The organism is Cellulomonas sp. NPDC058312 (assembly GCF_042880135.1).
Classification (GTDB): Bacteria; Actinomycetota; Actinomycetes; order Actinomycetales; family Cellulomonadaceae; genus Cellulomonas.
On sequence record NZ_JBHVZE010000001.1, the window covers coordinates 404,172 to 429,041 of the forward strand.

Annotated in this window: 17 protein-coding genes, 1 tRNA gene and 1 pseudogene; 5 read left to right on the plus strand and 14 right to left on the minus strand. The window is 75.4% G+C overall.

The genetic code is table 11. The annotated features are described in order from the left end of the window. Positions 1-135: 135 nt before the first annotated feature. Together ACFVXN_RS01875 and ACFVXN_RS01880 are read left to right on the plus strand one after the other, a co-directional pair. Positions 136-209, plus strand: a tRNA-Met gene (locus tag ACFVXN_RS01875). A gap of 128 nt (positions 210-337) precedes the next feature. Further along, positions 338-802, plus strand: coding sequence for a GNAT family N-acetyltransferase (locus tag ACFVXN_RS01880; protein WP_389226379.1), 465 nt, complete (start codon positions 338-340; stop codon positions 800-802). A gap of 12 nt (positions 803-814) precedes the next feature. On the opposite strand, the gene ACFVXN_RS01885 is transcribed toward ACFVXN_RS01880, so the two are convergent. The 5 genes and pseudogenes from ACFVXN_RS01885 to ACFVXN_RS01905 all read right to left on the minus strand — a co-directional run bounded on the left by ACFVXN_RS01885 (position 815) and on the right by ACFVXN_RS01905 (position 6,426). Continuing rightward, a complete protein-coding gene (locus ACFVXN_RS01885) occupies positions 815-2,440 on the minus strand; it encodes a methyl-accepting chemotaxis protein (protein ID WP_389226382.1) in 1,626 nt (541 codons plus the stop codon). A gap of 86 nt (positions 2,441-2,526) precedes the next feature. Continuing rightward, positions 2,527-2,793, minus strand: a pseudogene (locus ACFVXN_RS01890) (ATP-dependent DNA ligase); the annotation flags it as partial. Between the two features lie 16 nt (positions 2,794-2,809). Continuing rightward, complete coding sequence (locus ACFVXN_RS01895; protein WP_389226385.1) at positions 2,810-3,094, minus strand: hypothetical protein; 285 nt, start codon at positions 3,092-3,094, stop codon at positions 2,810-2,812. A gap of 37 nt (positions 3,095-3,131) precedes the next feature. Further along, a complete protein-coding gene (locus ACFVXN_RS01900) occupies positions 3,132-4,682 on the minus strand; it encodes an ATP-dependent DNA ligase (protein ID WP_389226388.1) in 1,551 nt (516 codons plus the stop codon). 79 nt (positions 4,683-4,761) lie between these two features. Continuing rightward, a complete protein-coding gene (locus ACFVXN_RS01905; RefSeq protein WP_389226391.1) occupies positions 4,762-6,426 on the minus strand; it encodes a Na+/H+ antiporter in 1,665 nt (554 codons plus the stop codon). Between the two features lie 231 nt (positions 6,427-6,657). Here ACFVXN_RS01905 and ACFVXN_RS01910 point away from each other — a divergent pair, with 231 nt between their 5' ends. Then, positions 6,658-8,349, plus strand: a complete 1,692-nt coding sequence (locus ACFVXN_RS01910) for a DUF222 domain-containing protein (RefSeq protein ID WP_389226394.1) — start codon at positions 6,658-6,660, stop codon at positions 8,347-8,349. Between the two features lie 24 nt (positions 8,350-8,373). Here the strand turns inward: ACFVXN_RS01910 and ACFVXN_RS01915 are convergent, their stop codons facing one another. From ACFVXN_RS01915 to ACFVXN_RS01950, 8 genes are all read right to left on the minus strand, one after another. After that, the gene (locus ACFVXN_RS01915) at positions 8,374-9,849 is read right to left on the minus strand and encodes a GH1 family beta-glucosidase (protein ID WP_389226397.1); all 1,476 of its coding nucleotides are present in this window, start codon (positions 9,847-9,849) and stop codon (positions 8,374-8,376) included. Then, the gene (locus tag ACFVXN_RS01920; RefSeq protein WP_389226399.1) at positions 9,846-12,419 is read right to left on the minus strand and encodes a glycoside hydrolase family 2 protein; all 2,574 of its coding nucleotides are present in this window, start codon (positions 12,417-12,419) and stop codon (positions 9,846-9,848) included. Before ACFVXN_RS01920 ends, ACFVXN_RS01915 begins: the two co-directional genes overlap by 4 nt. Positions 12,420-12,484: 65 nt before the next feature. Continuing rightward, positions 12,485-14,554, minus strand: coding sequence for a beta-galactosidase (locus ACFVXN_RS01925; protein WP_389226402.1), 2,070 nt, complete (start codon positions 14,552-14,554; stop codon positions 12,485-12,487). Beyond that, entirely contained in the window at positions 14,547-15,479 is a 933-nt protein-coding gene (locus ACFVXN_RS01930; protein WP_389226405.1) for an ABC transporter ATP-binding protein, read from the minus strand. The genes ACFVXN_RS01925 and ACFVXN_RS01930 overlap by 8 nt, the downstream gene beginning before the upstream one ends. Further along, positions 15,476-16,375 (minus strand): ABC transporter ATP-binding protein, encoded by a 900-nt coding sequence (locus tag ACFVXN_RS01935; protein WP_389226408.1) that lies wholly within the window; start codon positions 16,373-16,375, stop codon positions 15,476-15,478. The genes ACFVXN_RS01930 and ACFVXN_RS01935 overlap by 4 nt, the downstream gene beginning before the upstream one ends. After that, positions 16,375-17,385 (minus strand): ABC transporter permease, encoded by a 1,011-nt coding sequence (locus ACFVXN_RS01940; protein WP_389226411.1) that lies wholly within the window; start codon positions 17,383-17,385, stop codon positions 16,375-16,377. Before ACFVXN_RS01940 ends, ACFVXN_RS01935 begins: the two co-directional genes overlap by 1 nt. Before the next feature lie 12 nt (positions 17,386-17,397). After that, positions 17,398-18,387 (minus strand): ABC transporter permease, encoded by a 990-nt coding sequence (locus tag ACFVXN_RS01945; protein ID WP_389226413.1) that lies wholly within the window; start codon positions 18,385-18,387, stop codon positions 17,398-17,400. Positions 18,388-18,471: 84 nt separating this feature from the next. Beyond that, positions 18,472-20,190 (minus strand): ABC transporter substrate-binding protein, encoded by a 1,719-nt coding sequence (locus ACFVXN_RS01950; RefSeq protein WP_389226416.1) that lies wholly within the window; start codon positions 20,188-20,190, stop codon positions 18,472-18,474. A 120-nt stretch (positions 20,191-20,310) separates the two neighbouring features. Here ACFVXN_RS01950 and ACFVXN_RS01955 point away from each other — a divergent pair, with 120 nt between their 5' ends. Both ACFVXN_RS01955 and ACFVXN_RS01960 read left to right on the plus strand, forming a co-directional pair. Beyond that, the gene (locus ACFVXN_RS01955; protein ID WP_389226419.1) at positions 20,311-21,546 is read left to right on the plus strand and encodes an ROK family protein; all 1,236 of its coding nucleotides are present in this window, start codon (positions 20,311-20,313) and stop codon (positions 21,544-21,546) included. Positions 21,547-21,635: 89 nt separating this feature from the next. Then, positions 21,636-23,822: an alpha-galactosidase gene (locus ACFVXN_RS01960; RefSeq protein WP_389226422.1), complete on the plus strand. Its 2,187-nt coding sequence runs from the start codon at positions 21,636-21,638 to the stop codon at positions 23,820-23,822. 43 nt (positions 23,823-23,865) lie between these two features. Here the strand turns inward: ACFVXN_RS01960 and ACFVXN_RS01965 are convergent, their stop codons facing one another. Further along, positions 23,866-24,735, minus strand: a complete 870-nt coding sequence (locus tag ACFVXN_RS01965; RefSeq protein ID WP_389226425.1) for a LacI family DNA-binding transcriptional regulator — start codon at positions 24,733-24,735, stop codon at positions 23,866-23,868. Positions 24,736-24,870 lie beyond the last annotated feature (135 nt).

Consider the following 24,870-nt stretch of genomic DNA (forward strand, 5'->3'; position numbering starts at 1 on the left):
CGGGGTCGACGGGGTCGACGGGGTCGACGGGACCGCCCCGGGCCTCCGATCGCGGCGAGGTCGACCGACGTGTCGACCGTCACCCCCGCCCGAGTTGGTCCTGGCCCGGGCGTCGCGTAGCGTGGTGCTCACCGACGCGGGGTGGAGCAGCTCGGTAGCTCGCTGGGCTCATAACCCAGAGGTCGCAGGTTCAAATCCTGTCCCCGCTACACAGGCCGATGCAGATCGGTGACGAAGGCCCGGACCACACGGTCCGGGCCTTCGTCGTGCACGGGCGGGTGCGTGCGGGCGCGGGCGGTCTACCCGCCGCCGCAGCCCGGGTGGTTGACTACCGCGCGTGTCCACACCTGCCGCCCCCGACGGCTACGCGTTCTCGGCCGACCCGGCCCGGATCGACCCGGAGCGGGTGCACGCCCTGCTGGTCGAGCACACGTACTGGGCCGCGACCCGCACCCGGGAGACCCACGACGCGGCGATGGCGGGCTCCCGCAACTACGGCGTGCACCTGACGGCGACGGGGGAGCAGGTCGCCTACGCGCGCGTCATCACGGACGGGGTCACCTTCGCGTGGCTCGCGGACGTCGTCGTGGCGCCGGAGCACCGGGGGCGGGGCCTCGGTCGCCTGCTCGTCGCCGGGGTGCTGGCCGACCTGGAGCCGCTCGGCCTGAAGCGCGTCGTGCTGAAGGCGTCCGCCGACGGGCGCGCCCTGTACGAGCGGCTGGGCTGGCACGGCGTCGCGGACCCGGGCGACTGGATGGAGCGGGGCCAGGGCGGTCGGCCGCTGGCGCCCGACCGTCCCTGACCCGCGCCCGTCTCAGACCCGGAACCGCCCCACCAGCCCCTTGAGCTCGGTGGACATCTCGGCCAGGGACGTCACGGCGTGCCGGGAGTCCGCCGCGCCCTGCGTGGTGAGGTCGGCCGCGCCCGCGACCCCGGCGATGTTGGCGGCGATCTCGCCGGAGCCGCTCGCCGCCTCCACGACGCTGCGGTTCATCTCCGAGGTCGTCGCGGTCTGCTGCTCGACGGCGCTGGAGATCGACAGCTGGAAGTCGTTGATCTGCGTGATGATGCCCGCGACCTCGTCGATCGCCGCGACCGCGCCGCGGGTGTCGACCTGGATCGACTCGACGCGGCGGGCGATGTCCTCGGTGGCCTTCGCCGTCTCCTGGGCGAGCTCCTTGACCTCCCCGGCCACGACCGCGAACCCCTTGCCCGCCTCACCCGCACGCGCGGCCTCGATGGTCGCGTTCAGCGCCAGCAGGTTGGTCTGCTCGGCGATCGACGTGATCATCTTGACGACGTTGCCGATCTCCTTGCTCGACTCGTCGAGGCGGTCCATCGTCGCGGTGGTGGTGCCCACCGCGGCGACCCCGCGACCGGCGACCTCCGCCGCCCGGGACGCGCTGCGGGCGATCTCCTCGATGCTCGCGCCCATCTCCTCGGAGCCGGCGGCGACCGTCTGGATGTTCCGCGACACCTGCTCGGCGGCGGCGGACACCACGCCGGCCTGCGCGGCGGTCTCCTCGGCGGACGCCGCGATCTGCCCGCTGGTCGCGGACATCTGCTCCGCGGCGGAGGCGAGGGTGCCCGACGACGCGTCGATGGTGCCGAGCACCTCCCGGAGCGTGCCGACGGCCGTGTCGAGCGCCGAGCCCATGAGGCCGACCTCGTCGCGGGACGTCAGCCCGGCGGTGACGGTGAGGTCGCCGCGCTCGAGGGCGTCCGCGACCCGGCGGACCCGCTGCAGACCCCGGACGATCGACCGGGCGACCAGCAGCCCCAGCCCGACGGCCAGCGCGATGCCGACGACCAGCACCGCGACGACGGTCGTCCGGCTGTCCTGGTAGGCGGCGGTGGCGTGCTCGGCCGCCGCGGAGGCGGCCGCCTCCTCGCCCTCGACCAGCGTGGTCACGGACGAGGTCATCGCGTCGATGACCGGCTGGGCGACGGTGTCGCGGACCTCGGCGAACGTCTCGAGCTCGCCCGCGCGGCTCGCGGGCAGCATCTGGTCGTCGCGGATCTCGAGGTACTGCGCGAGCGCGGTCTCGAAGTCGGCGAGGGCGGCGCGTTCCGCGTCGTCGAGGTCCAGCGCGCCGTACGCCGTGACGGCGTCGTGCAGCTCGGACTCGCTCGCGGCGATCCGGTCCTCCATCTGGCCCATCACCGTGTCGTCGGTGCTCAGGGCGTGGTTGGTGAGGTCCAGCCGCATCTGGATCATCGCGCGGCGCATGGTCGCGGCGTGCTGCAGGCCGGTGAAGCTCTGCTCGTACATCGCGGTCGTGGCCGCGTTGGTGGTGGACAGCGCCGAGATGCCGATCAGGCCGACCGCGACGCCGACGGCGGCGGCGACGAGGACGGCCGCGACGACCCGGGTGCTGACCCCGCGGTCGCGCACCCAGGAGGCGAGCGACGGGCGGGCGGTGCTGGTGGTGGTGTGCACAGGAGTCTCCGGGGAACAGGGGGCGCCCCCTGCGCCCCGCGTCCGTCCCATCGGCGGGAGGTCCCGGGTGAGGTAGGACCTTGGTCCTAGTTGTTCGCGGGCGCAGCCAGTGCGCGCACCGCGTCGATCGTGTCCGCCTCGCCCGCGGCCCGGTCGTCCCGGTACCGGAGCACCCGCGCGAACCGCAGCGCGACCCCGCCCGGGTACCGGGGTGAGCGCTGCACCCCGTCGAACGCGACCTCGACGACCTGCTCCGGGCGCACCGTGACCGTCCAGCCGTCGTCGGCGACCTCGAGCTCGCGGAACCGCGCGGTCTGCCACACCAGCACCTCGTCGGTCATGCCCGTGAACGTCGTGCAGGCAACCCGATCACCGACGCGATGAGCGGGCGGTCCACCATGCGACGAGCGCGTCTGCAAGGGCGCGATCGGCGCCCAGATCGGGGCTGAGGCCGAAGTGGTCGACGCGTTCGCGCGCGATCCAGTCGCACAGGAAGCGGGCATCGGCGCCTCTCTGCAGGTGCCCGTAGAGCGGCCCGATCATGCAGTCGTACTCGTCCGCCGCCTCAGGAAAGTCGGCAACACCGATCGCGTCCCACTCCATGACGAGCGCGCGCACCTCACGCATCCGCTCCTTGCCGTCTCGCTTGCTCACGAGGCACATGGTGGCAGGGACCGCTGGAGCGAGACAGTCACATACTCGGGCCATCCTGTGGATGGAGCATCGACTGCACCGTCGCGATCGAGTCCACCTCCTCGGGCGTCCTGTCCTCCCTGTAGCGCACGACGCGGGCGAACCGCAGGGCCACGCCCCCGGGATAGCGGGTGGACCGCTGAACGCCGTCGAACGCGATCTCCACGACCTGCTCCGGCCTCAGGGTGACGACCCAGCCGTCGTCGGCGACCTCGAGCTCGCGGAACCGCGTGGTCTGCCACGCCAGCACCTCGTCGGTCATGCCCTTGAACGTCTTGCCGAGCATGACGAACCCGCCCGCGGGGTCCCGGGCGCCGAGGTGGATGTTCGACAGCGACCCCGCGCGTCGGCCCGACCCGCGCTCGACCGCGAGCACCACCAGGTCGAGGGTGTGCCGCGGCTTGACCTTCACCCACGCGCCGCCGCGCCGGCCCGCCTCGTAGGGCGCGTCGGCGTCCTTGACGATCACGCCCTCCTGGCCCGCGGCCACCCATCCGGCGAACGCGTCCTGCGCGCGCGCCGGGTCGTCGGTGGTCAGCCGTTCGACGCCGTGCCCCGCGGCGACGGCGTCGAGCGCGGCGAGCCGCTCGGTCAGCGGCGCGTCGAGCAGGTCGCGGCCGTCGACGTGCAGGACGTCGAAGAAGAACGGGTGCAGGGTGGTCGCCGCCGCGACGTCGGCGTCACGGGTGGCGCTGCGGGCGGCGGTCTCCTGGAACGGCCGGGGCCGGCCGTCGGGCCCGACCGCCAGCGCCTCGCCGTCGAGCACCACCGACCGCACCGGCAGGGCGCGGACCGCGGCGACGACCTCCGGGACGCGGTCCGTGAGGTTGTCGAGGCTCCGCGTGAACACGCGCACGTCGTCGCCGTCGCGGTGCACCTGGATCCGGATGCCGTCGAGCTTCGCGTCCACCACCACCGCGCGGCCGCCGAACCCCGCGACCGCGGTGGCGACGTCGGGCGCGGACGCCGCGAGCATCGGGCGCACCGGCCGGCCGACCGTCAGGCCGAACGCGGCGAGGGCGGCGCTCGCGGCGGCGGCGTCGGGAGCGGCGAGGGCGGCCGCCGCGACGGGCTCGGTGGCGCCGGCCAGCATCGCGGCGCGCCGGACCTCGGCGACGGGGACGCCCGCGGCCTCGGCGACCGCGTCGAGCAGCAGCGCGTCGAGGGCACCCTGGCGCAGCTCGCCCGAGACCAGGCCCGCGAGCAGGTGCTGCTCGGGAGCGGTCGCGGCCCCGAACAGCTCCGCCGCCGCGGCGGCGCGGGCGGTCGTCGAGCCGGTGCCGGACAGCCCGGCCATCCGCTCGAACGCGGCGTCCACCGCGAGCACGTCCAGCGTCGGGTCGGCCGCCGGCTCGGGCAGCGTCCGCAGCGACCGCCAGCCGAGTCCCGTGCGCCGCTGCCGGAGCTGGCCGCCCAGGTACCGGGCGACGACGGGCACCTCGTCGGGTCCGGTGCGGCGCAGCAGGTCGACGAGCAGCGCGCGCTTGGCCAGGCGGGAGCGCGTCGCCGTGAGGGCGGCGGAGGTGGCGGCGACGTCGGCGAGCAGCATGCCGCCATCGTGCCGCCACCCACCGACACCCGCTCGGGGGCCGTGCGCTGGGCCGTGCGCGCGGGCGCCTGCGGTGGGGCTACTCCGGGGCGAGCGCGCCGCGGGTGAGCCGGACCTCCTCGGCATCCAGCTGGGCCTGCACCTCGCGCAGCACGATGTCGTCGATCCGCTGCTCGTCGCGCAGCCGCACGACCGCGGCGCGCTTGTGGGCGAGCACGGCCAGGCGCAGGGCCTCGAAGTCCCGCTCCCGGGCCCGCCCGCCGGCGGTGTCGTCGTCGGTCTGCTCCAGCGCCTCGGCGTGCATCCGGTACTCGGCCTCGAGCTTCGTGACGATCTTCCCGCCCAGGCCGAGCCGGTCCGCCTCGGCGGGCAGGGCCTCGAGCGCGGCGCGGGTGGCGGCCACCTCGGCCTCGTGCCGCTCGTCCTCGAGCGCGTCGTCGGCGGGCAGCCGCGCCCAGCGCACCACGGCCGGCAGCGTGAGGCCCTGCACGAGCAGCGTCGCGAGGATGACGCCGCCCGTGACGAAGACGATCACGTCGCGCCCCGGGAACGGCGCCCCGTCGGCCGTCGTCTCGGGGACACCCAGCGCCGCGGCCAGCGACACCGCACCGCGGAACCCGGCCCAGGCGCTCGGCATCCGGTGCCGCCAGCCCACCCGGCGGGTGCGCTGGACCGGGCGGCGGTCGATCGCGCGGATGACGTAGGGCGTGGTGTGGAACCACAGCAGCCGCGTGCCGATGACCGCGACGAACGCGGCGGCCGTCCAGCCCACGGCGTGCCAGGTGTCGGTCGAGGACAGCCCGTCGGCGGCCGTGATGAGCTGCATCCCGACCAGCACGAACAGCCCGCCGTTCAGGACGTGGCTCACCACCGCCCAGAACGACTGCGACTGCACGCGGGCGGCCGCCGGGATGACCCGCGGACCGCTCTGGCTGATCAGCAGGCCCGCGACGACGACGGCCAGGACGCCGGAGGCGTGCACGAGCTCCGCGAGCAGGAACGCCGCGAACGGCGTGAGCAGGCTGACGACGCTCTGCTGCAGCGGTTCGCGCGCCCGCTCCCGCAGCTGCACCGCCAGCCACCACACGGCGACGCCCGCCGCGGCCCCGCCGAGGTAGGACACCGCGAACCGCCCGGCCAGGTAGCCGCCGGTGACCGGCTCGGCGACGGCGTGCACCGCGATCGCGTAGATCACCAGCGCGGTGCCGTCGTTCACCAGGCTCTCGGCGCGCAGCGTGGTCAGCGTCCGGCGCGGCATCCCGCGGGCGACCCCCGCGACGGCGGTCGCGTCCGTGGGCGCGAGCACCCCGCCGAGGATCCACGCAGGCCCCCACGGGACGCCCAGGGCGTGCAGCACGACGGCGACGGCCCCGGCGGTGAGCAGCACGAGCAGGACGCTGACCAGGACGATCACCCGCAGGTTCGCCCGGATCTCCCGCAGCGACGTCGTCAGGCTCTCCCAGTAGAGCAGCGCGGGCAGGACGACCAGCAGCACGAGCTCGGGCGGCACGGTCAGCCCCCGGAACGCCGGGACGAACCCGAGCGCCAGGCCGAGCACCAGCAGGACCAGCGGCGGGGCGACGTGCAGGCGCCGGCCCAGGGCCGTGCCGACGAGCAGGGCGACGAGGACGACGACGATGAGCTCGAGCGTGGGCACGGCGCCTCCGGGAGCGGGCAGGGACGGGGCGGCGCGGCGGTGCGGGCGCCGGCGGGGGCCGACGGCCGCGGCCGTGTCAGCGAGCATCGTGGACCCCGGGGTGCGCGGCGGCAAGGGGTGGGGCCGCGGGGGCGTGTCAGTGGTCGGTCCTAGGGTGGTTTCATGCCCGTTGACCTGCGACGACACGCCGCCGTCCGGTCGTCGCGCGCCCTCGGGAGCCGCGGCGGCCGGTCCGGTCGGGCTGCGGGTGCGGGGGCGGGTGCGGGTGCGCGCGGGCGGTGGGCACGCACCGTGGAGGCGGGCACGGCACCCGACCCGATGACGCGCTTCCCGTTCCACGAGACCGATCCCGAGGCGGAGGCCGTCGCGCGTCCGCGGCAGACCGGACCCCACGCGCCCGCGCCGGACGTGGCCGCCGTCGCGCCCGGCCCGGAGCTCGCCGAGCTGCTCACCCTGATCGACCCGGCGGACGTGTCCGACGCCGACCTCGTGGAGCTCGTCGACGCCGCCGTGCGGCAGGCCGCGTGGGCGCACGCCTGCGCCGCCCGGTACACGGCGCTGCTGGACCGGCGCGCGTCCATGCACCCCGTGCTCGGGCGGGGTCGGATCCCCGAGGGGGAGAAGACGGTCACGCCCGAGGAGGTCGCGATGCGCCTGGCGTGGTCGCGGCGGCAGGGCCGGCGGCTGCTGCGGCAGGGGCTCGCGTTCGACCGCGACCTCGGCGACACGGGTGCGGCGCTCGCCCGCGGGCAGATCGACGCGACGCGCGCCGGTGTCCTCGTCGACCGGCTGGCCGGCCTGCCCGTCCCCGTGACGCTCGACGTGCAGGAGGCGGTGCTGCCCGCCGCGCCGGGGCGCACGGCCACGCAGCTCGCCGCGGACGTGGACCGCGCGCTGATCACCGTCGACCCGGCCGAGGCCGCGGCGCGCCGGCAGCACGCGCGCACCCGGCGGTGCGTGGAGCGACCGCGCCCGCTGCCCGACGGGATGGCGCGGCTGACCGCCGTGCTCGCGGCGCCCGATGCCACCCGGATCCACACGACCCTCGACGCGGCGGCCCGCACCGCGCGCGCCGCCGGCGACCCGCGCACCGTCGACCAGCTGCGCGCCGACGGGCTGACCGACCTCGTGCTGCACCGCGCGTGCGCGGTGGCGCTGCCGACCGTGACGGCGTCCGGGGACGTCGCCGCCGGGCCGGGCGGTGCCGGGTCTGCCTTCGCCGTGCCCGACGCCGGTCTGCCGGGCTACGCGACTCCCGCCTCTGCCGTGCCCGCCTCTGCCGTGCCTGCCTCTGCCCCGCCCGACGCCGACGACGCCGCCGCGCCGCACGCGGTGCTGGTGGACGGGGTGGTCCTCGCGGGCGTGACGGCGGCCGACGTCGAGCACCCCGGCGACCTCGCCGACGAGACCTGCCACTCGCGCCGACGCCGCCCCACGACGACCGTCCACGTCACCGTGCCCTTCAGTACGCTCATGGGCGTCGACGACCGGCCCGGCGAGCTCGCCGGGTACGGCCCCGTCGACGCCGCGACGGCCCGCGCGCTCGCGGTCGGCGGGGTGTGGCGGCGGCTGGTCACCGACCCGCTGTCCGGTTCGCTGCTCGACCTCGGGCGCACCCGCTACCGGCCGACCGCCGCGCTCGACGAGCACGTCCGGACCCGCGACCGCACCTGCGTCCGGCCGGGCTGCTCCGCGCCCGCACGCTGCTGCGACGTCGACCACACCCGCGAGTACCACCGGCAGCCCGGGCAGCCGGCGCAGCCCGGGCAGGCGGGCGCGGACGCGAGCCCGCTCGGGACCACCAGCGCCGACAACCTCGGGCTGCTCTGCCGGCGCGACCACCTGCTGAAGACCACCGGCGGTTTTCGGCTGACCCAGGTCGAACCGGGACGGTTCCGCTGGGTCACCCCGACCGGGCAGGTCTACACGGTCGAGCCGGGACGCGACCCCGCGCCGCCACCCGGGTGGTCGCCGCGGCAGGACGAGCGGTTCGGCCCGCCGCCGTTCTGACGAGGGTCCGGACCGCCGCGGGGATCAGCGGGCCGGCGCCGCCGCGTCCACCTCCACCGCGTCCACCTCCGCCGCGTCCACGTCCACCGCGTCCACCGCCGGAAGCTCGCCCGTCGTCGCGAGCCGCCGGTACCAGTGCCCGGAGTCCTTCACGGTGCGGGTCATCGTCGGGTAGTCGACGTGCACCAGCCCGAACCGCCGCTCGTACCCGAACGCCCACTCGAAGTTGTCCATCAGCGACCACGCCATGTACCCGCGCACGTCCGCGCCGGCGTCCATCGCCGCCCCGAGGGCCTCGACGTGCGCGTGCAGGTACGCGACCCGCTCGGCGTCGTGCACCCGGCCGTCGGGGGTGACGACGTCGGGGTACGCGGCGCCGTTCTCGAGGACGTACAGCGGCAGGTCGGGCCGCCGCCGGTGCAGGGACACCAGCAGCTCGGTGAACCCGGCGGGGTCGACCAGCCAGTCCATCGCGGTGTGCGGTCCGGCCTGGGGGAGCCACTCGACGCCGGTGGCGACGTCGGCGGGCGGCCGCTGCTCCGCGGACGCGCGGCCGTGCGCGGGGGCGGTCGCGGGCCCGGTCGCGGCGCGGACCAGGGACGTCGTGTAGTAGTTGACCCCCAGCGCGTCGAGGCGGGTGTGCACCAGGTCGAGGTCGCCGTCCCGCACGAACGACCAGTCGGTGAGGTGCGCGGTCTCCTCGACGACCCCGTCGGGGTAGGCGCCGTCGAGCAGCGGCCCGAGGAACACCTCGTTGGCGACGCGGTCCAGCCGGTCCTTGGCGGCGACGTCGGCGGGGTCGTCGGTGGCGGCGCGGTTCACCTCGAGGTTGAGGGTGATCGACACCGGGGCGTCGTCCCCGGCGGCGGCCCGGACGGCCCGGGCGCCGAGGCCGTGCGCGAGGTTGAGCGTGTGCACGGCGGCGAGGGCCCGCGCGGGGTCCTGGACGCCGGGGGCGTGCTCGCCCGACGAGTACCCGAGGTACGCGGAGCACCAGGGCTCGTTGAGGGTGGTCCACAGGTGCACCCGGTCGCCGAGGGCGTCGGCGACGAGGCCGGCGTAGTCGGCGAACCGCCAGGCGGTGTCGCGCTCGGGCCACCCGCCGGCGTCCTCCAGCGGCTGCGGCAGGTCCCAGTGGTACAGGGTGACGACGGGCGCGATGCCGCGGTCCAGCAGCCGGTCGGTGAGCCGGCGGTACAGGTCGAGCCCGCGCTGCTCGGCGGGGCCGCGGCCGGTGGGCTGGACGCGCGGCCAGGCGACGGAGAACCGGTAGGCGCGCAGCCCGAGGTCGGCCATCAGCGCCACGTCCTCGTCGAGGCGGTGGTAGTGGTCGGTCCCGGTGTCGCCGGTGTCGCCGTTCAGCACGGCGCCGGGGGTGCGGGAGAAGGTGTCCCAGATCGACGGGCCGCGGCCGTCGGCGGTGACCGAGCCCTCGATCTGGTACGCGGCCGTCGCGGCGCCCCAGAGGAAGTCCGGCGGGAACCGGCGGGGCGCGGTCACCGGACGGCCTCGGCCTCGAGCGGAGCCGGTGCGGCGCCGAGGTCCTGCGGGATCTCGCGCTGCGCGACGCCCCGCAGGTCGTTCGCGGACCGCAGCACGGGCGCGGCGACGAGCGCCGCGAGGTCGAGGACCTCCGCGGTGCGGACGTGGAACGTGGCGCGCTCACCGGCGGGCAGGGTGACGAGGGCCTGGTCCACGGTGGCGTCGGCGGCGAGCCGGTCGACGTGCAGCGTGACGTCGGCGGCGTAGGACCGGGCGACGACGTCGACGCGGTAACCGCCGGGTTCCCGGGCGGCGGTGGCGCGCACGGCGTCCGGGTCGAGGTGCAGGTCGACGTCCTCGACGGCGGTCCACGTGGCGAGCCGGGCGTCGGGCCCGGTGCCGCACCGCGCGAGGACGACCTCCGCCGCCGGGTCGCCGGGGGTGGCGACGTCGCGGGGGACGGGCAGCACGGCCACGGACCGCGGCGCGACCTCGACGGGCAGGTGCGCGGCCGCGGCGACGACGCCGACCAGGGACTCGCGCCGGACCTCGGCGGTGCCGGTCCACGGCTCGTCGGTGTCGTTGGTGACGACCACGTGCAGCACCTCGTCGCGCTCGGTGAGGAACACCGCGCGGGGCTCGCCGGCCGCGCGCAGGGCGAACCAGAGCGGCTTGGGCCGCCCGGCGCCGTCGACGGCCGCCCAGGAGGTGACGGGCCAGCAGTCGTTGAGCTGCCACACGATCCAGCCGGCGGTGCGCGGCCACCAGGACCGGTAGTGCTCGACGGCGTGCCGGACGGCGCGGGCCTGGTTGAGCTGGGCCGCCCAGTGCCAGTCCGCGAAGTCGGCGGGCACCCCGAGGTGCGGGGCCATGCCGCGGTCGAGCTTGCCGTTGCCGTCCTCGGCCTTCTGGTGCACGAGGAACACCGGGTCCTCCTGCGGGGCGGGCGCGCCGGCGAGCGGCCCGCCGTCGGCGGCGTGCACCGACTCGGCGAGGGTGCGCCAGGCGGGCGGCCCCTGGAAGCCGAACTCCGAGCAGAACCGGGGGATCTCCGAGCGGTACACGGTGTAGTCGACGCGGTTCCACACCTCCCACTGGTGGTGCGAGCCGTGGTCCGGGTCGTTGGGGTGCACGTCCTCGGGGTCGCGGCGGGGCGTGAAGGGGCTGTTCGTCGCGTACGGCCGGGTCGGGTCGAGCTCGGCGAGCACGGCGGGGAACAGCTCCTCGGCGTACCACCGGCCCCAGGTGGCGTCGCCGAGCTCCTGCTTCCAGCCCCAGTCCTCGTGGCCCCACAGGTTCTCGTTGCCGCCGTTCCACAGCACGAGCGAGGGGTGCGGCATCAGCCGGACGACGTTCTCCCGCGCCTCGGCCTCGATCTCGGAGCGCAGCGGCTCCTCCTCGGGGTAGGCGGCGCAGGCCAGCAGGAAGTCCTGCCACACGAGCAGCCCGCGCTCGTCGCACGCGGCGTAGAAGTCCTCGGACTCGTACATCCCGCCGCCCCAGACGCGCAGCAGGTTGAGGTGCGCGCCGAGCGCCTGGTCCAGCCGGGCGTCGAGGCGCTCGCGGGTGATCCGGGTGACGAGGTGGTCGTCGGGGATCCAGTTGGCGCCGCGCACGTCGACCGCCCGGCCGTTGACGACCAGCGTGAACCGGGTGCCGTGCTCGTCGTCGGCGGTGTCGAGCACGACCGAGCGGAACCCGATCCGGCGCCGCCAGGTGTCGAGCGGCGCGTCGGCGGACGGCGCGTCGGCGGCCAGCGTCACCTCCAGGTCGGCGAGCGGCTGCGTGCCGTGCCCGACGGGCCACCACACGGGGGCGTCGGGCACGGCGAGCTCGACGGCGGCGGTGTCCGCGCCCGCGGGGACCGAGACCGACGCCGACACCCCGAGCACCGTCGCCCGCACGGTCAGCGGGCCGGCGGGCGCCAGGCCCGAGCGCTCGACGTCGACGTGCACGGCGACGCGGCCGGTGCCGTCGGGGTCGAGCGCGACGAGCGGCCGGACCCGGGCGAGCCGTGCGACGGACCAGCGCTCGACGCGCACGGGCTTCCACAGCCCGAGGGTCCGCAGGTCGGGCCCCCAGTCCCAGCCGAACGAGCAGGCCATCTTCCGGACGAAGTTGAACGGCCGGGGGCTGTAGGCGGACGGCCGGGCGCCGAGGGCGTCGCGGAGCTCGTCGCCGTAGGCGGTCGCGGACCGCAGGTCGACGGTGAGCAGCCGGGACCGCCCGTCGGCGAGGTCGCGCACGTCGTAGCGGTAGGACCGGTGCATGTTGGCGGACGTGCCCAGCACGCGGGTGCCGACCGCGACGGTGGCGACGGTGTCGACGCCGTCGAGCACGAGGTCGACGCGCTCGCCGTCCGCCGCGGGCGCCAGGGTCAGGCCGCGCTCGTACTGCCAGTCGGTGTCGTGCAGCCAGCGCACGGCGTCCTCGTTCGCGTCGAGGTACGGGTCGGGGATCAGGCCCGCGGCGAGCAGGTCCGTGTGCACGGAGCCGGGGACGGCCGCGTCGAGGGTGCCGATGCCCGCCGGGACGGGGCCGGCGGTGGGCGTGACGGTCCAGCCGTCGGTCAGGTCGTGGTGCTGCACGGGGTCGCTCCCGGTGTGTCGCAGGGTCTCGGGGTGTCGCTGGGCTCGGCGTGGGTCAGGGTCGGTCAGGGGGTCGCGGGGTGCTCGCGCAGGACGCGCACCCCGCCGGCGGGCACGGTGGTCACCGGGCCGTGGTCGGTGCCGGTGAGCAGGTCGGTGCCTGCGGCGGTGGCCTTCCGGTCGGCGTCGGTGCGGTTGAGCAGGAACAGGTACGACGCGTCCGCGCCGACGCGTCGGACGGCCTCGACGCCGGCCTCGGCCTCGGCGGTGCGCGGCAGGCCGGCCTCCTCCACCAGCCGGTCGACCACCCGGTCCACGCCGTCGCGGGGGAGCGCGGCGGACACGTACCAGGCGGCGCCGTCGCCGACCTGCCGCCGGGTGACCGCCGCGCCGCCGGCCAGGGACGACGTCGCGTACCGGACGACGGCCTCCGCGCCGTCGAGCTCGACGCGCTCGGTCCAGTCCTCGACGGTGCTGCCGTCGTCGAGCCGCACCCGCTCGCCGGCCTGGAGGGGGTAGAACTCGTCGGTCCACGCGCCGAGCACGTCCGCGAGCGCGCCCAGTCCCGGGCGCACCCGGCCGGTCGGCTCGCACACGCCGGTGAGGTAGGTGACCAGCAGCGTGCCGCCGCGGGCGGGCACGGCGCGCAGCCGGTCGGCCTCGGCGTCCGAGAGCACCTGCAGCGTGGGCACGAGCACGAGGTCGTACCCGTCGAGGTCGGTGCCGGGCGGCACGACGTCGCACAGCACCTGCCGCTCCCACAGGGCCCGGTGCCAGGTCCGCAGCTCGCGCCCGTACCGCAGCGCGCGGTGCGGGGTGAGCCCGTGCTGCAGCGCCCAGCCGGCGACGTCGTCGACGACCATCGCGGCGCGGGCGGGCTCGACCACGGAGCCCTGCACCTCGGCGAGCGCCCGCAGGTGGCCGCCGAGCTCGACGACCTCCCGCCAGATCCGCGACCGGGTCCCGCTGTGCGGCACCATCGCGGAGTGGAACTGCTCGGCGCCCGCCGTGGACGCGCGCCACTGGAAGAACAGGGCGCCGTCCGACCCGCGGGCGACGTGGGCCAGGGCGTTGCGCGCGATCTCGCCGGGGTCCTTCGCGCGGTTGCGCTGCTGCCAGGACGGCGCGCCGGTGGAGTGCTCCATCAGCAGCCACGGGCGGCGCCCGGCGGACATGCCGCGCATCCGGTCGCCCGCGAACGCGAGGTCCTGCTCGCGGTCCGGGTCGTCGACCAGCGTGTAGTGGTCGTTCGCGACGAGGTCGGTGTGCGGCGCCCAGGACGCGTAGTCGACGACCTGCGCGCCGGGGCCGACCATCATGTTCGTGGTCACGGGCGCGTCGGAGTGCTGCTCGAGGACGGCCTTCTCGGCGAGGTAGTGCGCGAGCAGGGCGTCGGAGGAGTACCGCTCGTAGTCGAGGTACAGCCCGGGGTTGGGGGCCCCGTGCTTGCCGCGCGGCGGCAGGATCTGCTCCCACGCGCCGAACCGGTGGCCCCACTGCGCGGTGCCCCACGCCGCGTTGACGGCGTCGACGGACCCGTACCGGTGCGCCAGCCAGTCGCGGAACGCCGCGGCGGACACGTCGCAGTAGCAGCGGGCGTTCCCGCCGCCGAGCTCGTTGCTGACGTGCCACAGCCGGACCGCGGGGTGCCGGCCGTACCGCCGGGCGAGGGCCTCGACGAACCGCAGCGCGTACCGCCGGAACACCGGCGAGCTCGGGCACCAGGCCAGCCGCCCGCCCGGGGGCTGCTGGTAGAGGTCGGCGTCGAACGGCAGCACCTCGGGGTGCGCGGTGTGCAGCCAGGACGGCGGCGCGGCCGTCGGGGTCGCCAGGTCGATCCGGATGCCCTGGTCGAGCAGCAGCGCGACGACCTCGTCCAGCCAGGTCCAGTCCCACACGTCGTCGGCGGTCTCGACCAGGCCCCAGGAGAACACGCCGAGCGTCACGACGTTGACGCCCGCCTCGGCCATCAGCCGGACGTCCTGCTCCCACACCTCGCGCGGCCACTGCTCGGGGCTGTAGTCGCCGCCGTAGGACAGGCCGTCGGTCGGCCACTCGACGGCGCGCGGCGGTCCGGCCGCCGGGACGACGGCGCTCGCGAACACCGCGTCGGCCACGGGCGTCGCCTCAGCCACGGGTCCGCTCCAGCCGGGCGGCCTGACGCGCGGCGTCCTCGGCGTCGTCGATCGGCACCCACGCGCCGAGCCCGTGGTCGTAGCAGACCGAGTTGTCGATGGCGTCGCGCGCGATCGCGGTGTCCCCGTCGCGGCCCACGCTGCCGACCCGGTCGGGGTCGGGCGCGGCCATCGCGAGCATCTTCGTGTAGTCGTGGTGCGGGTCGAGGATCACGGCGTCCGCGGGGCCGCGCTCGACGACCCGGCCGCGGTAGAGCACCAGGATCTCGTCGGAGAAGTGCCGCGCGGTCGCCAGGTCGTGCGTGATGTAGAGGACCGCGAGGTTGTCCTCGCGCTGCAGCCGGCCCAGGAGGTTGAGCACCCCGAGCCGGATCGACACGTCGAGCATGGACACCGGCTCGTCCGCGATCAGCACCTGCGCGCCGGGCGCCAGGGCCCGGGCGATGGCGACGCGCTGGCGCTGCCCTCCGGACAGCTCGTGCGGCCGGCGCGCGGCGATCTCCTCGGCCGGGTGCAGGTTGACCCGCTCGAGCATCTCCACGACCCGGGCGTGCGTGCTCGCCGCGTCGTGGGTGCGGTGGTGGATCCGCAGCGGGCGCGCGACGTGGTGCTCGATGGTGTGGAACGGGTTCAGCGACGCGAACGGGTCCTGGAACACCATCTGCACGTGCCGCTGGTAGACCGAGCCCATCACGGGCGTGCGGTCGTCGAGCTGGACGTCGATCCGCCCCGACGACGGCTTCTCCATCCGGGTCAGCAGCTTGGCGATCGTGGACTTGCCGGAGCCCGACTCGCCGACGAGCGCCACCGTGCGCCGCGGCACCAGGTCGAACGACACCCGGTCGACGGCCCGCAGCCGGGTGCGCCGCAGGCCCGAGCGCAGCGCGTAGTCCTTGGTCAGGTTGGTCACGTGCACGCTGGTCATGCCAGATCTCCTTCGACCGGGCGGTCGTCGCCCTCGCGGATGAACGCGCCGCGCTCGCCGGACAGGCTCGGGAACGAGCCCAGCAGGCGGCGGGTGTACGGGTGCGCGGGGGCGCGGTGCAGCCGGGCGGCGGTGTCCAGCTCGACGATCTCCCCGGCGAGCATCACCGCGATCCGGTCGCTGATCTCGAGCAGCAGCGGCAGGTCGTGGGTGATGAACACGACCGCGAAGTCGAGCTCGTCGCGCAGCCGGACGATCTCCCGCAGGATCTCGCGCTGCACCACGACGTCCAGGGCGGTGGTCGGCTCGTCCATGATCATGATCTGCGGCTCGAGCAGCATGGCCATCGCGATCATCACCCGCTGCCGCATCCCGCCGGACAGCTCGTGCGGGTACGACCGCAGCCGTCCGGGGTCGACGCCGACCCGGGTGAGCACGTCCGCGGACCGTGCGCGCCGCTCGGCCCGCGACATCCGGGCGTGCGCCCGCAGGGTGTCGTCGAGCTGGGCGCCGATGGTCCGCACCGGGTTGAGCGAGTTCATCGCGCCCTGGAACACCATCGACAGCTGGGACCAGCGGAACCGGCGCAGCGGCTCGTCGTCGAGGGCGAGCAGGTCGACGTCGGTGCCGTCCCGGTCGTGGAACACCACCGAGCCGCCGGCGATCCGGGCGGGTGCCTGGTGCAGCCGGTTGATCGCGTAGGCCAGGGTCGTCTTGCCGCAGCCGGACTCGCCGGCCAGGCCGAGGATCTCCCCGCGGCCGAGCTCGAGCGAGGCGTGGCGGACGGCGGTGACGGGCGGGTCGACGTCGTAGACGACCGTGAGGTCGCGGACGGTGAGGACGGGCCGGCGCGCGGGGGCGGACGCGGCCGGGGCGGACTCGGACAGGGCGGTCATCAGGCGGCCTTCCTGGCGGACCGGGCCGACGCCTTCGCGCGGCGACGCGCGGTGCGGGCGGTCTTGAGCCGGGGGTTGATGATCTCGTCGATCGAGAAGTTGATGAGCGACAGCCCCATGCCGAACAGGGCGATCACGAGGCCCGGCGGCACGAACCACCACCAGGCGCCCAGCGGGAGGGCGAACCCGTTCTGGGCGTAGAACAGCATCGTCCCGAGGGTCGAGGAGTTCGAGGCGCCGAGGCCGAGGAACGACAGGCCGGCCTCGCCGAGGATCGCCGCGATCACCGCGTACACGAACTGCGACGCCAGCACCGGCAGCAGGTTCGGCAGGATCTCGACGCCGATCACCCGCCACGGCTTCTCCCCGGACAGCCGGGACGCGGCCACGTAGTCGCGGGACCGCACCGACAGGGTCTGCGCGCGCAGCACCCGGGCGGACGCCGCCCACGACGTCAGGGCCAGCACCACGGCGATGGTCCACAGCCCGCGGCTCTCCCGGGGCACGAACCCCGAGATGACGATGACCAGCGGCAGGCCGGGGATCACCAGGAACACGTTGGACAGCAGCGAGAAGCCCTCGTCCGCGACGCCCCCGAGGTACGCGCCGTAGATGCCGAAGAACGCGGACAGCACGGTGGCGATCACGCCGACCATGAGGCCGATCTGCAGCGAGCCGCGGGTGGCGTGCGCGAGCTGGGCGAGCACGTCCTGCCCGGTCTGGGTGGTGCCGAGCCAGTGCTCCGCGGACGGCCCCGACAGGCCGATGTCGCCGATCGCGTCCGGGTCGCCGACCAGGTACGGCCCGACCAGGCCGAACAGCGCGATCGCGCCGACCAGGACCAGGCCCGTGGCGAGCCAGGGGGTCATGGTGGGCAGCAGCAGCCGCCACGCGGCGCGCGGTCGCCGACCCGGCGCCCGGGGTTCGGGCGCGCGGTCCCGCCCGGTGGTCTCGATCGGGCCGCCGGGTCCCTCGACGGCCACCTGCACGTCCGGTCCGATGTTCGTCATCGCCGGCTCCCCTCAGGCCTTCGCGCGGGTGCGCGGGTCGATGAGGCCGTACAGGAGGTCGACGACGAGGTTCGCGCCGAGCACGGCCAGGGTGATGAACAGGAACACGCCCTGCATGAGCGCGTAGTCGTTGTTGGTGACCGCCGCCAGCAGCCGGGAGCCGATGCCGGGGTAGGAGAACACCTGCTCGGTGACGACCGACCCGGACACGACGAACCCGAGCGAGATCGCGAAGCCGGCGATCGACGGGAGCACGGCGTTGCGCGCGGCGTAGTTCCGCAGGATCTGGTTCTGGGGCAGGCCCTTGGCGCGGGCGGTCAGCACGTAGTCCTCGGACAGCGTGGAGACCATCATGTTGCGCATCCCGAGCAGCCAGCCGCCGATGGAGGCGATCACGATGGTCAGCGCGGGCACGAACCCGTACTCGATCGCGGAACCGATGAACTCGGGCGTCCAGCCGGGGTCGAGCACCACGTCGTACCCGCCCTGCGACGGGAACCAGCCGAGCACCCGCGACAGCAGGTAGACCAGCACGAGCGCGAGCCAGAAGTACGGCACGGCCGCGAGCAGCGTGGTCACCGGGACCATCGAGTCGAGCCAGGTGCCGGGCCGCCAGCCGACGAACGCGCCGAGCAGGACGCCGATCGTCGCGGCGAGCACGGTCGCGATGCCGACCAGCACCACCGTCCAGGGCATCGAGGTGCCGATGACCTCGTTCACCGGGGCGGGGAAGTAGGTGACCGAGACGCCGAGGTCGCCGCGCAGCAGGTTGCCGAGGTACGTGACGTACTGGCTGACCAGGGAGTCGGTGCTGTCGCCGCCGAGCAGGGCGGCGTAGGCGGCGCGGGTCTCGGGGGTCACGGTGCCGCCGCGCTGCTGCAGCTTGGTCAGCATGATGTCGACCGGGTTGCCGGGCAGCAGGCGGGGGATGAGGAAGTTCAGGGTGACGGCGGCCCAGAGGGCCACGGCGTAGAAACCGAGCTTGCGCAGGACGTAGTTCACTTCGGCGACCCCTTGGGTAGGCGAGGACGGGGTGGGGCTCCGGGCCGCCGGCACCCGCTGGGGGTGCCGGCGGCCCGCAGTCGCTCAGCCCGCCGCGGGCTCGAGCCGCTTGAAGATCTCGGCCGCGTCGAACGCGGACCAGACCGCCGGGAACGCGTACATGTCGTCCTGCGTGGGCCAGCCGGTGAACCGCTCGACGTTCCACTCGCTCGTGGTGCCGCCGGTCAGGATCGGGATGTACGGCATGTCCTCGACGACCGCGGACTGGATGGTGTCGAAGTGCGGCTGCCGGGCGGCGGCGTCGTCGAGCGGCAGCGTCTTCAGCGCCTCGAGCGCGGCGTCGACCTCCGGGTTCGCGAACCGGGAGTAGTTGTTGCCCGCGGCCTCGCCGACCGGGGCCGACGCGGCCGAGGAGAAGAAGTACGTGTAGAGGTAGTACGGGTCGGGCGCGGGGCCCTGCCAGAGCGAGTCGATCGCGAGCTGGAAGTTGCCCTGCGTGCGGCGCTCGGTCCACTCGTTCCACGACGACTGCGCGGTCTGCAGGTCGATGCCCGCGGCCTTGGCCTGCTGCGCGATGGTCTGCACGGCGGTGATGTAGTCGGTCCAGCCGGAGACGACCTCGACGGTGACGGTCAGCTTCTGGCCGTCCTTGGCGTAGATGCCGTCGGAGCCCTTCGCCCAGCCGGCGGCCTCGAGCACCGCGGCGGCGCCGTCGGGGTCGGCCTTCTCGGGGGCGACCGGCTGCTCGACCGCGTCGGAGATGAACGACTCCTGGGTGGAGGTCAGCGCGAACGTCGGGGAGATCTCGGACGCGGTCTCCTCGAACGCCAGCTGGTTCAGCTGGGTCCGGTCCATCGCGAGGTAGAGCGCCTGGCGCACGGCCGGGTCGGTCTGCGGACCGGAGCAGCCCTGCTCGACGCTGGAGCAGGTGGCCAGGACCATCTGGTTCTGGGCGGCGGTCAGCGTGTCGTAGCCGGGGAAGTTCTCGGCGACGTTCTGGATGTCCGGCACGGGGCCGGTCTGCCAGTCGATGGTGCCGTTCGCGATGCCGTCCGCGCCGGCGGTGTTGCCGGACAGCGACAGGAACCGGATGGTCTTCACCTCGGGCTCGCCGCCCCAGTAGTCCGGGTTGGCGGTGTAGGTGAACGCCTGCGGCTTGAAGTCGCCGAGCTCGAACGCGCCGGTGCCGACGGGCTGCTCGACGACGTCGGCGGTCGGGTCGACGTCGGCCCACAGGTGCTCGGGGACGATCGGCACGGCGGACAGGACGTCCGGGCCGCCGACGAACGCGGGGGCGTCGAACGTGAACACGACGTGGGTGTCGTCGGTGGCGGTCGCGGTGCCCTGGTAGCCGATGTTGTTGATCGCGGGGGTGTCCTTGAGCAGGTCGAACGTGAACACCACGTCGTCGGCGGTGAAGGGCTCGCCGTCGGTCCAGGTGACGTCCTCGCGCAGGGTGACGGTGAGCTCGGTGCCGTCGTCGTTCCAGGCGTACTCGGTGCCGAGCAGCGGGACGGGGTCGGACTCCTGGGCCTTGTTGATGAAGAACAGCTGCTCGTAGATCGGGCCGAGGCCGCCGATCCGGGACGGGGAGAACGGGTTGAAGTTGATCTGGTAGTCCCCGGACTGGCCGGTGTAGGCGACGAGGGTGCTGCCGTCGCCGGAGGCGCCGGTGCTGCCCGAGCCGCCCGAGCTGCCGCCGCTGCACGCGGTGGCGAGCAGGGCGACGGCGGCGGCGCCGGCGACGACGCCGGTGACCTGACGGGGACGGCGCCGGGGCGCCCGTGCTGACCTGAGGAACATCGCTGGTCCTTTCCACCCGTCGCGGCCGACGGTCTGGTCGTGGCCGCGGCAGTGCGGCCCTGGGTGACGCCCGCATATCGTTACGTGCGTAAATTAACCATGTCAAGATATGGTCGCGACATGCGAGCCCCGTCCCGCGCCGCGACCGGCGCGCTCGTCCTCGACCTGATCCGCACCCACGGGACGGTCAGCCGCGTCGAGCTCGCCGACCGGTCCGGCCTCACCGCGGCCACCATCACGCACGTCGTCCGGGACCTCATCGGCGAGGGCCTGGTGCACGAGGTCGGCCGCCTGACCGGCGGCGTCGGCTCGCCCCGCCGGCTGATCGGCCTCGACGCCACCGCCTGGTACGCCGTCGGCGTGCAGCTCGACCGGTGCGCCAGCAGCGTCGTGGTCACCGACTTCGCCGGACGGCGGATCGCGTCGGCCGGGGTGCGCGGCGTGGGCCGGGGCGCGCCCGCGGACACGCTGCCCGAGCTCGCCCGGCACATCGACCTGCTGCTGGCCGGCACCGGCATCGCGCGCGAGCGGGTGCTCGGCGTCGGCCTCGTCACCCACGGGCCGCAGGACCGCGAGGCCGGGATGGTGCTCACCGGGCAGCCGACGCCCGAGTGGCGCGAGTTCCCGCTGACGGCGACGCTGTCCGCGCTGCTCGACCTGCCCGTCCTGCTGGAGAACGACGCGACCGCCGCCGCCGTCGGCGAGCAGTGGGTCGGCGCGCTCGACGTCGACACGTTCGGGGTGCTCTACATGGCGACCGGCATCGGCGGCGGTGTGATCGCCGAGTCCGAGGTGTACCGCGGCCGCACCGCCAACCCCGTCGAGATCGGGCACGTGCCCGTCGACCCCGCCGGCCCGGCGTGCGCGTGCGGCAGCCGCGGCTGCGTCGAGGTGCTCGCCGGCCCCGGGGCGGTGGTGCACCGCGCGCTCGACGACCCCGCGCTCGCGGCCCGGCTCGGCCTCGACGGCGGGCTCGACGCGCAGCTCGCGGACTTCCAGCGCGTCGCCCGCGCCGCCGTCACCGGGGACCGGGCCGCGCTCGCGCTCGTCGACGACTCCGCGCGCCGGCTCGGCACCGCCGCGGTCACCCTGATGAACCTGTTCGACCTGGATACCGTGGTGCTCGCCGGTCCCGGGTTCGGCGTCGCCGGCCCGCTCTACGTCGAGCGGGCGCAGGAGGCCGTCGAGGCGGGGGCGCTCGCGCGGCTGCTCCGGCCCGTGCACGTGCGGCTGTCCCGCGACGTCCGGGTGTCCGCGGCCGTGGGCGGCGCGCTGGTCGTGCTGCGGTCGCCGCTCGGACGACCTGCCGCGGCACCGGCGGCTCCCGCGGCGCCCGTCGCGCTCAGCTCCGCGTGATCCCCGTCTCGCCGCCCGCCGCCCGCCGCCCGCCCTGAATCGCATCGCACCGCACCGCACCCGCACCGCACCGACTCGAAGGAGAGCCCGTGACCGTCGCCGTCCCCACCCCCGCTCCCACCCCCGCGATCACCGGCTGGGCCGTGCTCCGGCGCGACGGCGTCGCGGTCGTGCTCGCGCAGCCCGCCGCCGGGCTGCCGCAGGTCCAGCACTGGGGCGCCGACCTCGGCCCGCTGACCCCGGCGGACCTCACCGCGCTGCGAGCCGCCACCGACCGGCAGACCCCGCCCGGCACGCTCGACGCCGCCGCCCAGCCGAGCCTGCTGCCCCAGGAGACCGACGGCTGGCCCGGCCGGCCCGGGGTCCAGCTGGTGCGCGACGGGGTGCCGCTCACCCCGGCGTGGGTGACCGCGGAGGTGCGGGCCGACGCCGACGGGCACGCCGCCGAGGTCGTCGCGCACGACCCGGCGGCCGGGCTGACGCTGCGCTCGCGCGTGCACCTCGAGCCCGGGGGACTCGTCGGGGTGGTGCACCGGCTGGCGCTCGACGCCGACGCCCCCGGACCCGTCGAGGTGCACGCGCTCGAGGCCACGCTGCCCGTGCCCACCCGCGCGGACACCGCCACGACGTTCGCCGGCCGGTGGACCCGGGAGAAGGCCCCGGCGACCGGACCGCTCGCCCGCGGCAGCCTCGCGCGCCAGACCCGCCGCGGACGCCCCGGACACGACCACCCGTGGCTGCTCGCGCTGTCCGACGGCGAGGGCCGCCCGCGCGACCGGTCCGGCGCCGTGTGGGCGGTGCACCTCGCCTGGGCCGCCGACGCGACCTACCGGACCGACCGGCTGCCCGACCAGCCCACCGTGCTCGGCGCCGGCGAGCTGGTCCGGCCCGGAGAGGTGGTGCTCGCGCCCGGCGAGGAGCACGCCGCACCGGTCGCCTGGTTCGCGTGGTCGGACGCCGGGCTCGACGGCGTCACAGCGCGGTTCCACACGTCCCTGCGCGCGCGGCCGCAGCACCCCCGGCGCCCCCGGCCGCTCGTGCTGAACACCTGGGAGGCCGTGTACTTCGACCACGACTCCGCCACCGTGCTCCGGCTCGCCGAGCGCGCCGCGGCGATCGGCGTCGAGCGGTTCGTCCTCGACGACGGCTGGTTCCTCGCCCGCCGGGACGACACCCGCGGGCTCGGCGACTGGGAGGTGGACCGCGCGGTCTGGCCCGACGGGCTGGCGCCGCTGGCCGAGCGGGTGCACGGCCTCGGCATGGAGCTCGGCCTGTGGTTCGAGCCCGAGATGGTCAGCCTCGACTCCGACGTGGCCCGCGCGCACCCCGACTGGCTGCTCCAGGACCTCGCGCAGGTGCCCGCGCCCGACGGGCTGTCGTTCCGCACCCAGTACGTGCTCGACCTCGCCCGGCCCGAGGCGTACGCCCACGTCCTGCGGCAGATGGACGCCCTGGTCGGGGAGCTCGGCATCGACTTCATCAAGTGGGACCACAACCGCGACCTCGTCGACGCCCGGCACGAGGGGCGACCCGGGGTCGGGGTGCAGACCCGCGCGGCGCTCGCGCTGATCGCCGAGCTCAAGTCCCGGCACCCGGGCCTGGAGATCGAGTCCTGCTCCTCCGGAGGGGCGCGCAGCGACCTCGGCGTGCTCGAGGTGACGGACCGGGTGTGGGCGTCCGACTCCAACGACGCCGTCGAGCGGCAGGACATCCAGCGGTGGACCCAGCTGCTGCTCCCGCCGGAGCTCGTCGGCGGCCACGTCGGACCGCCCACCGCGCACAGCTCCGGCCGGACCGTCGACCTGTCGTACCGGCTCGCGACCAGCCTGATGGGGTCGGCCGGGTTCGAGTGGGACGTGCTGGGCTGCCCCGACGAGGAGGTCGCCGTGCTCACCCGGTTCGCCGCGCTGTACCGGGAGCTGCGCGGGCTGATCCACACCGGCGTCGCCGTGCACGCCGACGTCCGCGACCCCGCGCTGCGCGTCACCGGCGCCGTCGCACCTGACCGGTCCGCCGGCGTGTGGACGGTCGCGACCGTCGCGACGCTCGAGGACGCCCGCCCCGAGCCCGTCCGGCTGCACGGGCTCGACCCCGACGCGCGCTACCGGGTGCGGCTGCGCGACGAGGTCGGCCCCGCGCGGTGGGGCTGGATCACGCCGCCGTGGCTCTCCGTCGGGGAGGTGGTGCTGCCCGGTGCCGTGCTCGGGACGGTGGGGCTGCAGATCCCCGCGCTGTGGCCCGCGCAGGCGCTGGTGCTGCACGCCGTGCGGGTCTGAGGCGGGCGGGTCCGAGGCGGGCGGGGGTGAGGCGCAGCCCCGCTCAGGCGCGGGGCGGCGCCGTCGAGTCCCGCGGGACGACCCGGACCCCCGGGGTGCGGGTCGTCCCCGGGGCGCCGCCCTCGACAGCGCGCAGCAGCACCTCCGCGGTCAGGGCGCCGAGCTCGTGCACGTCCCGGCTCACGACCGACAGCGGCGGGTGCGAGATGCGCACGTTCGCGGAGTCGTCCCAGGCCAGCACCGACAGGTCCTGCGGCACCCGCACGCCCCGGCGCTCCGCCTCGCGCAACCCCGCCAGGGGCATGAGGTCGTTGTCGTAGACGATCGCCGTCGGCGGCTCCGGCAGCGCGAGCAGCTCCGCGGTGCCGGCCGCGCCGCTCGCCTCGCCGTAGTCGCCCTCGCGGTGCACGCCCTGCGCGCCGGCCGCCGCGACCGCCTCGGCGAACGCCGCCGCGCGCACCTGCGTGTGCCGGTAGCGCTGCGGGCCCGACACCCAGCCGATCCGCCGGTGACCCAGGTCGGCGAGGAACGCCACCGCGGTCCGCATCGCGCCGTCGTTGTCGTAGTCGACCACCCAGCGGCCGTCGCCCGGCTCGCCGCCGAGCAGCACCGACGGCAGGCCCAGGTCCCGGCACGCCTGCTCGCGCGGGTCGGAGTCGACCAGGTCCGAGATCACCACGGCGTCGACCAGGCCCTCGCGCGCCCACCGCCGGTACGCCACCAGCTCCGCGTCGAGGTCCGGCACCACGTGCACGAACACGCTCGCGCCCCGCGCGTCGAGCGCCTCCTCCATGCCCGCGAGCAGGTCCGCGTAGAACGGCTCCAGCGTGCCGTCGTCGTCCGCGGGCAGCAGGGCCAGGCCCACCCGGACGCCCGGTCCGTGCCGGTCGGGGGTGCCGGGGTTCCTCGTCATGGTCGCCCAGCATGGCACGGCGGCCGGGCCGGGGGAGCGGTCCCGGCGGCACGCGTCGCGGGGGCGCCACGACGTCACCCGCCCGGGGGTGCCGTGGGGGTCGGGCAGGGGGTCGCGCGCGTGCCATGCTGAGCG

Coding starts and splice junctions, on each gene's coding strand:
- ACFVXN_RS01900 (WP_389226388.1), bottom strand. CDS start 4,682: ATGCTGCTCGCCGACGTCGCCGCCACCTCCGCCGCCCTCACGGCGACG.
- ACFVXN_RS01905 (WP_389226391.1), bottom strand. CDS start 6,426: ATGCTCGCTGACACGGCCGCGGCCGTCGGCCCCCGCCGGCGCCCGCAC.
- ACFVXN_RS01910 (WP_389226394.1), top strand. CDS start 6,658: ATGACGCGCTTCCCGTTCCACGAGACCGATCCCGAGGCGGAGGCCGTC.
- ACFVXN_RS01930 (WP_389226405.1), bottom strand. CDS start 15,479: ATGACCAGCGTGCACGTGACCAACCTGACCAAGGACTACGCGCTGCGC.
- ACFVXN_RS01935 (WP_389226408.1), bottom strand. CDS start 16,375: ATGACCGCCCTGTCCGAGTCCGCCCCGGCCGCGTCCGCCCCCGCGCGC.
- ACFVXN_RS01940 (WP_389226411.1), bottom strand. CDS start 17,385: ATGACGAACATCGGACCGGACGTGCAGGTGGCCGTCGAGGGACCCGGC.
- ACFVXN_RS01950 (WP_389226416.1), bottom strand. CDS start 20,190: ATGTTCCTCAGGTCAGCACGGGCGCCCCGGCGCCGTCCCCGTCAGGTC.
- ACFVXN_RS01955 (WP_389226419.1), top strand. CDS start 20,311: ATGCGAGCCCCGTCCCGCGCCGCGACCGGCGCGCTCGTCCTCGACCTG.
- ACFVXN_RS01965 (WP_389226425.1), bottom strand. CDS start 24,735: ATGACGAGGAACCCCGGCACCCCCGACCGGCACGGACCGGGCGTCCGG.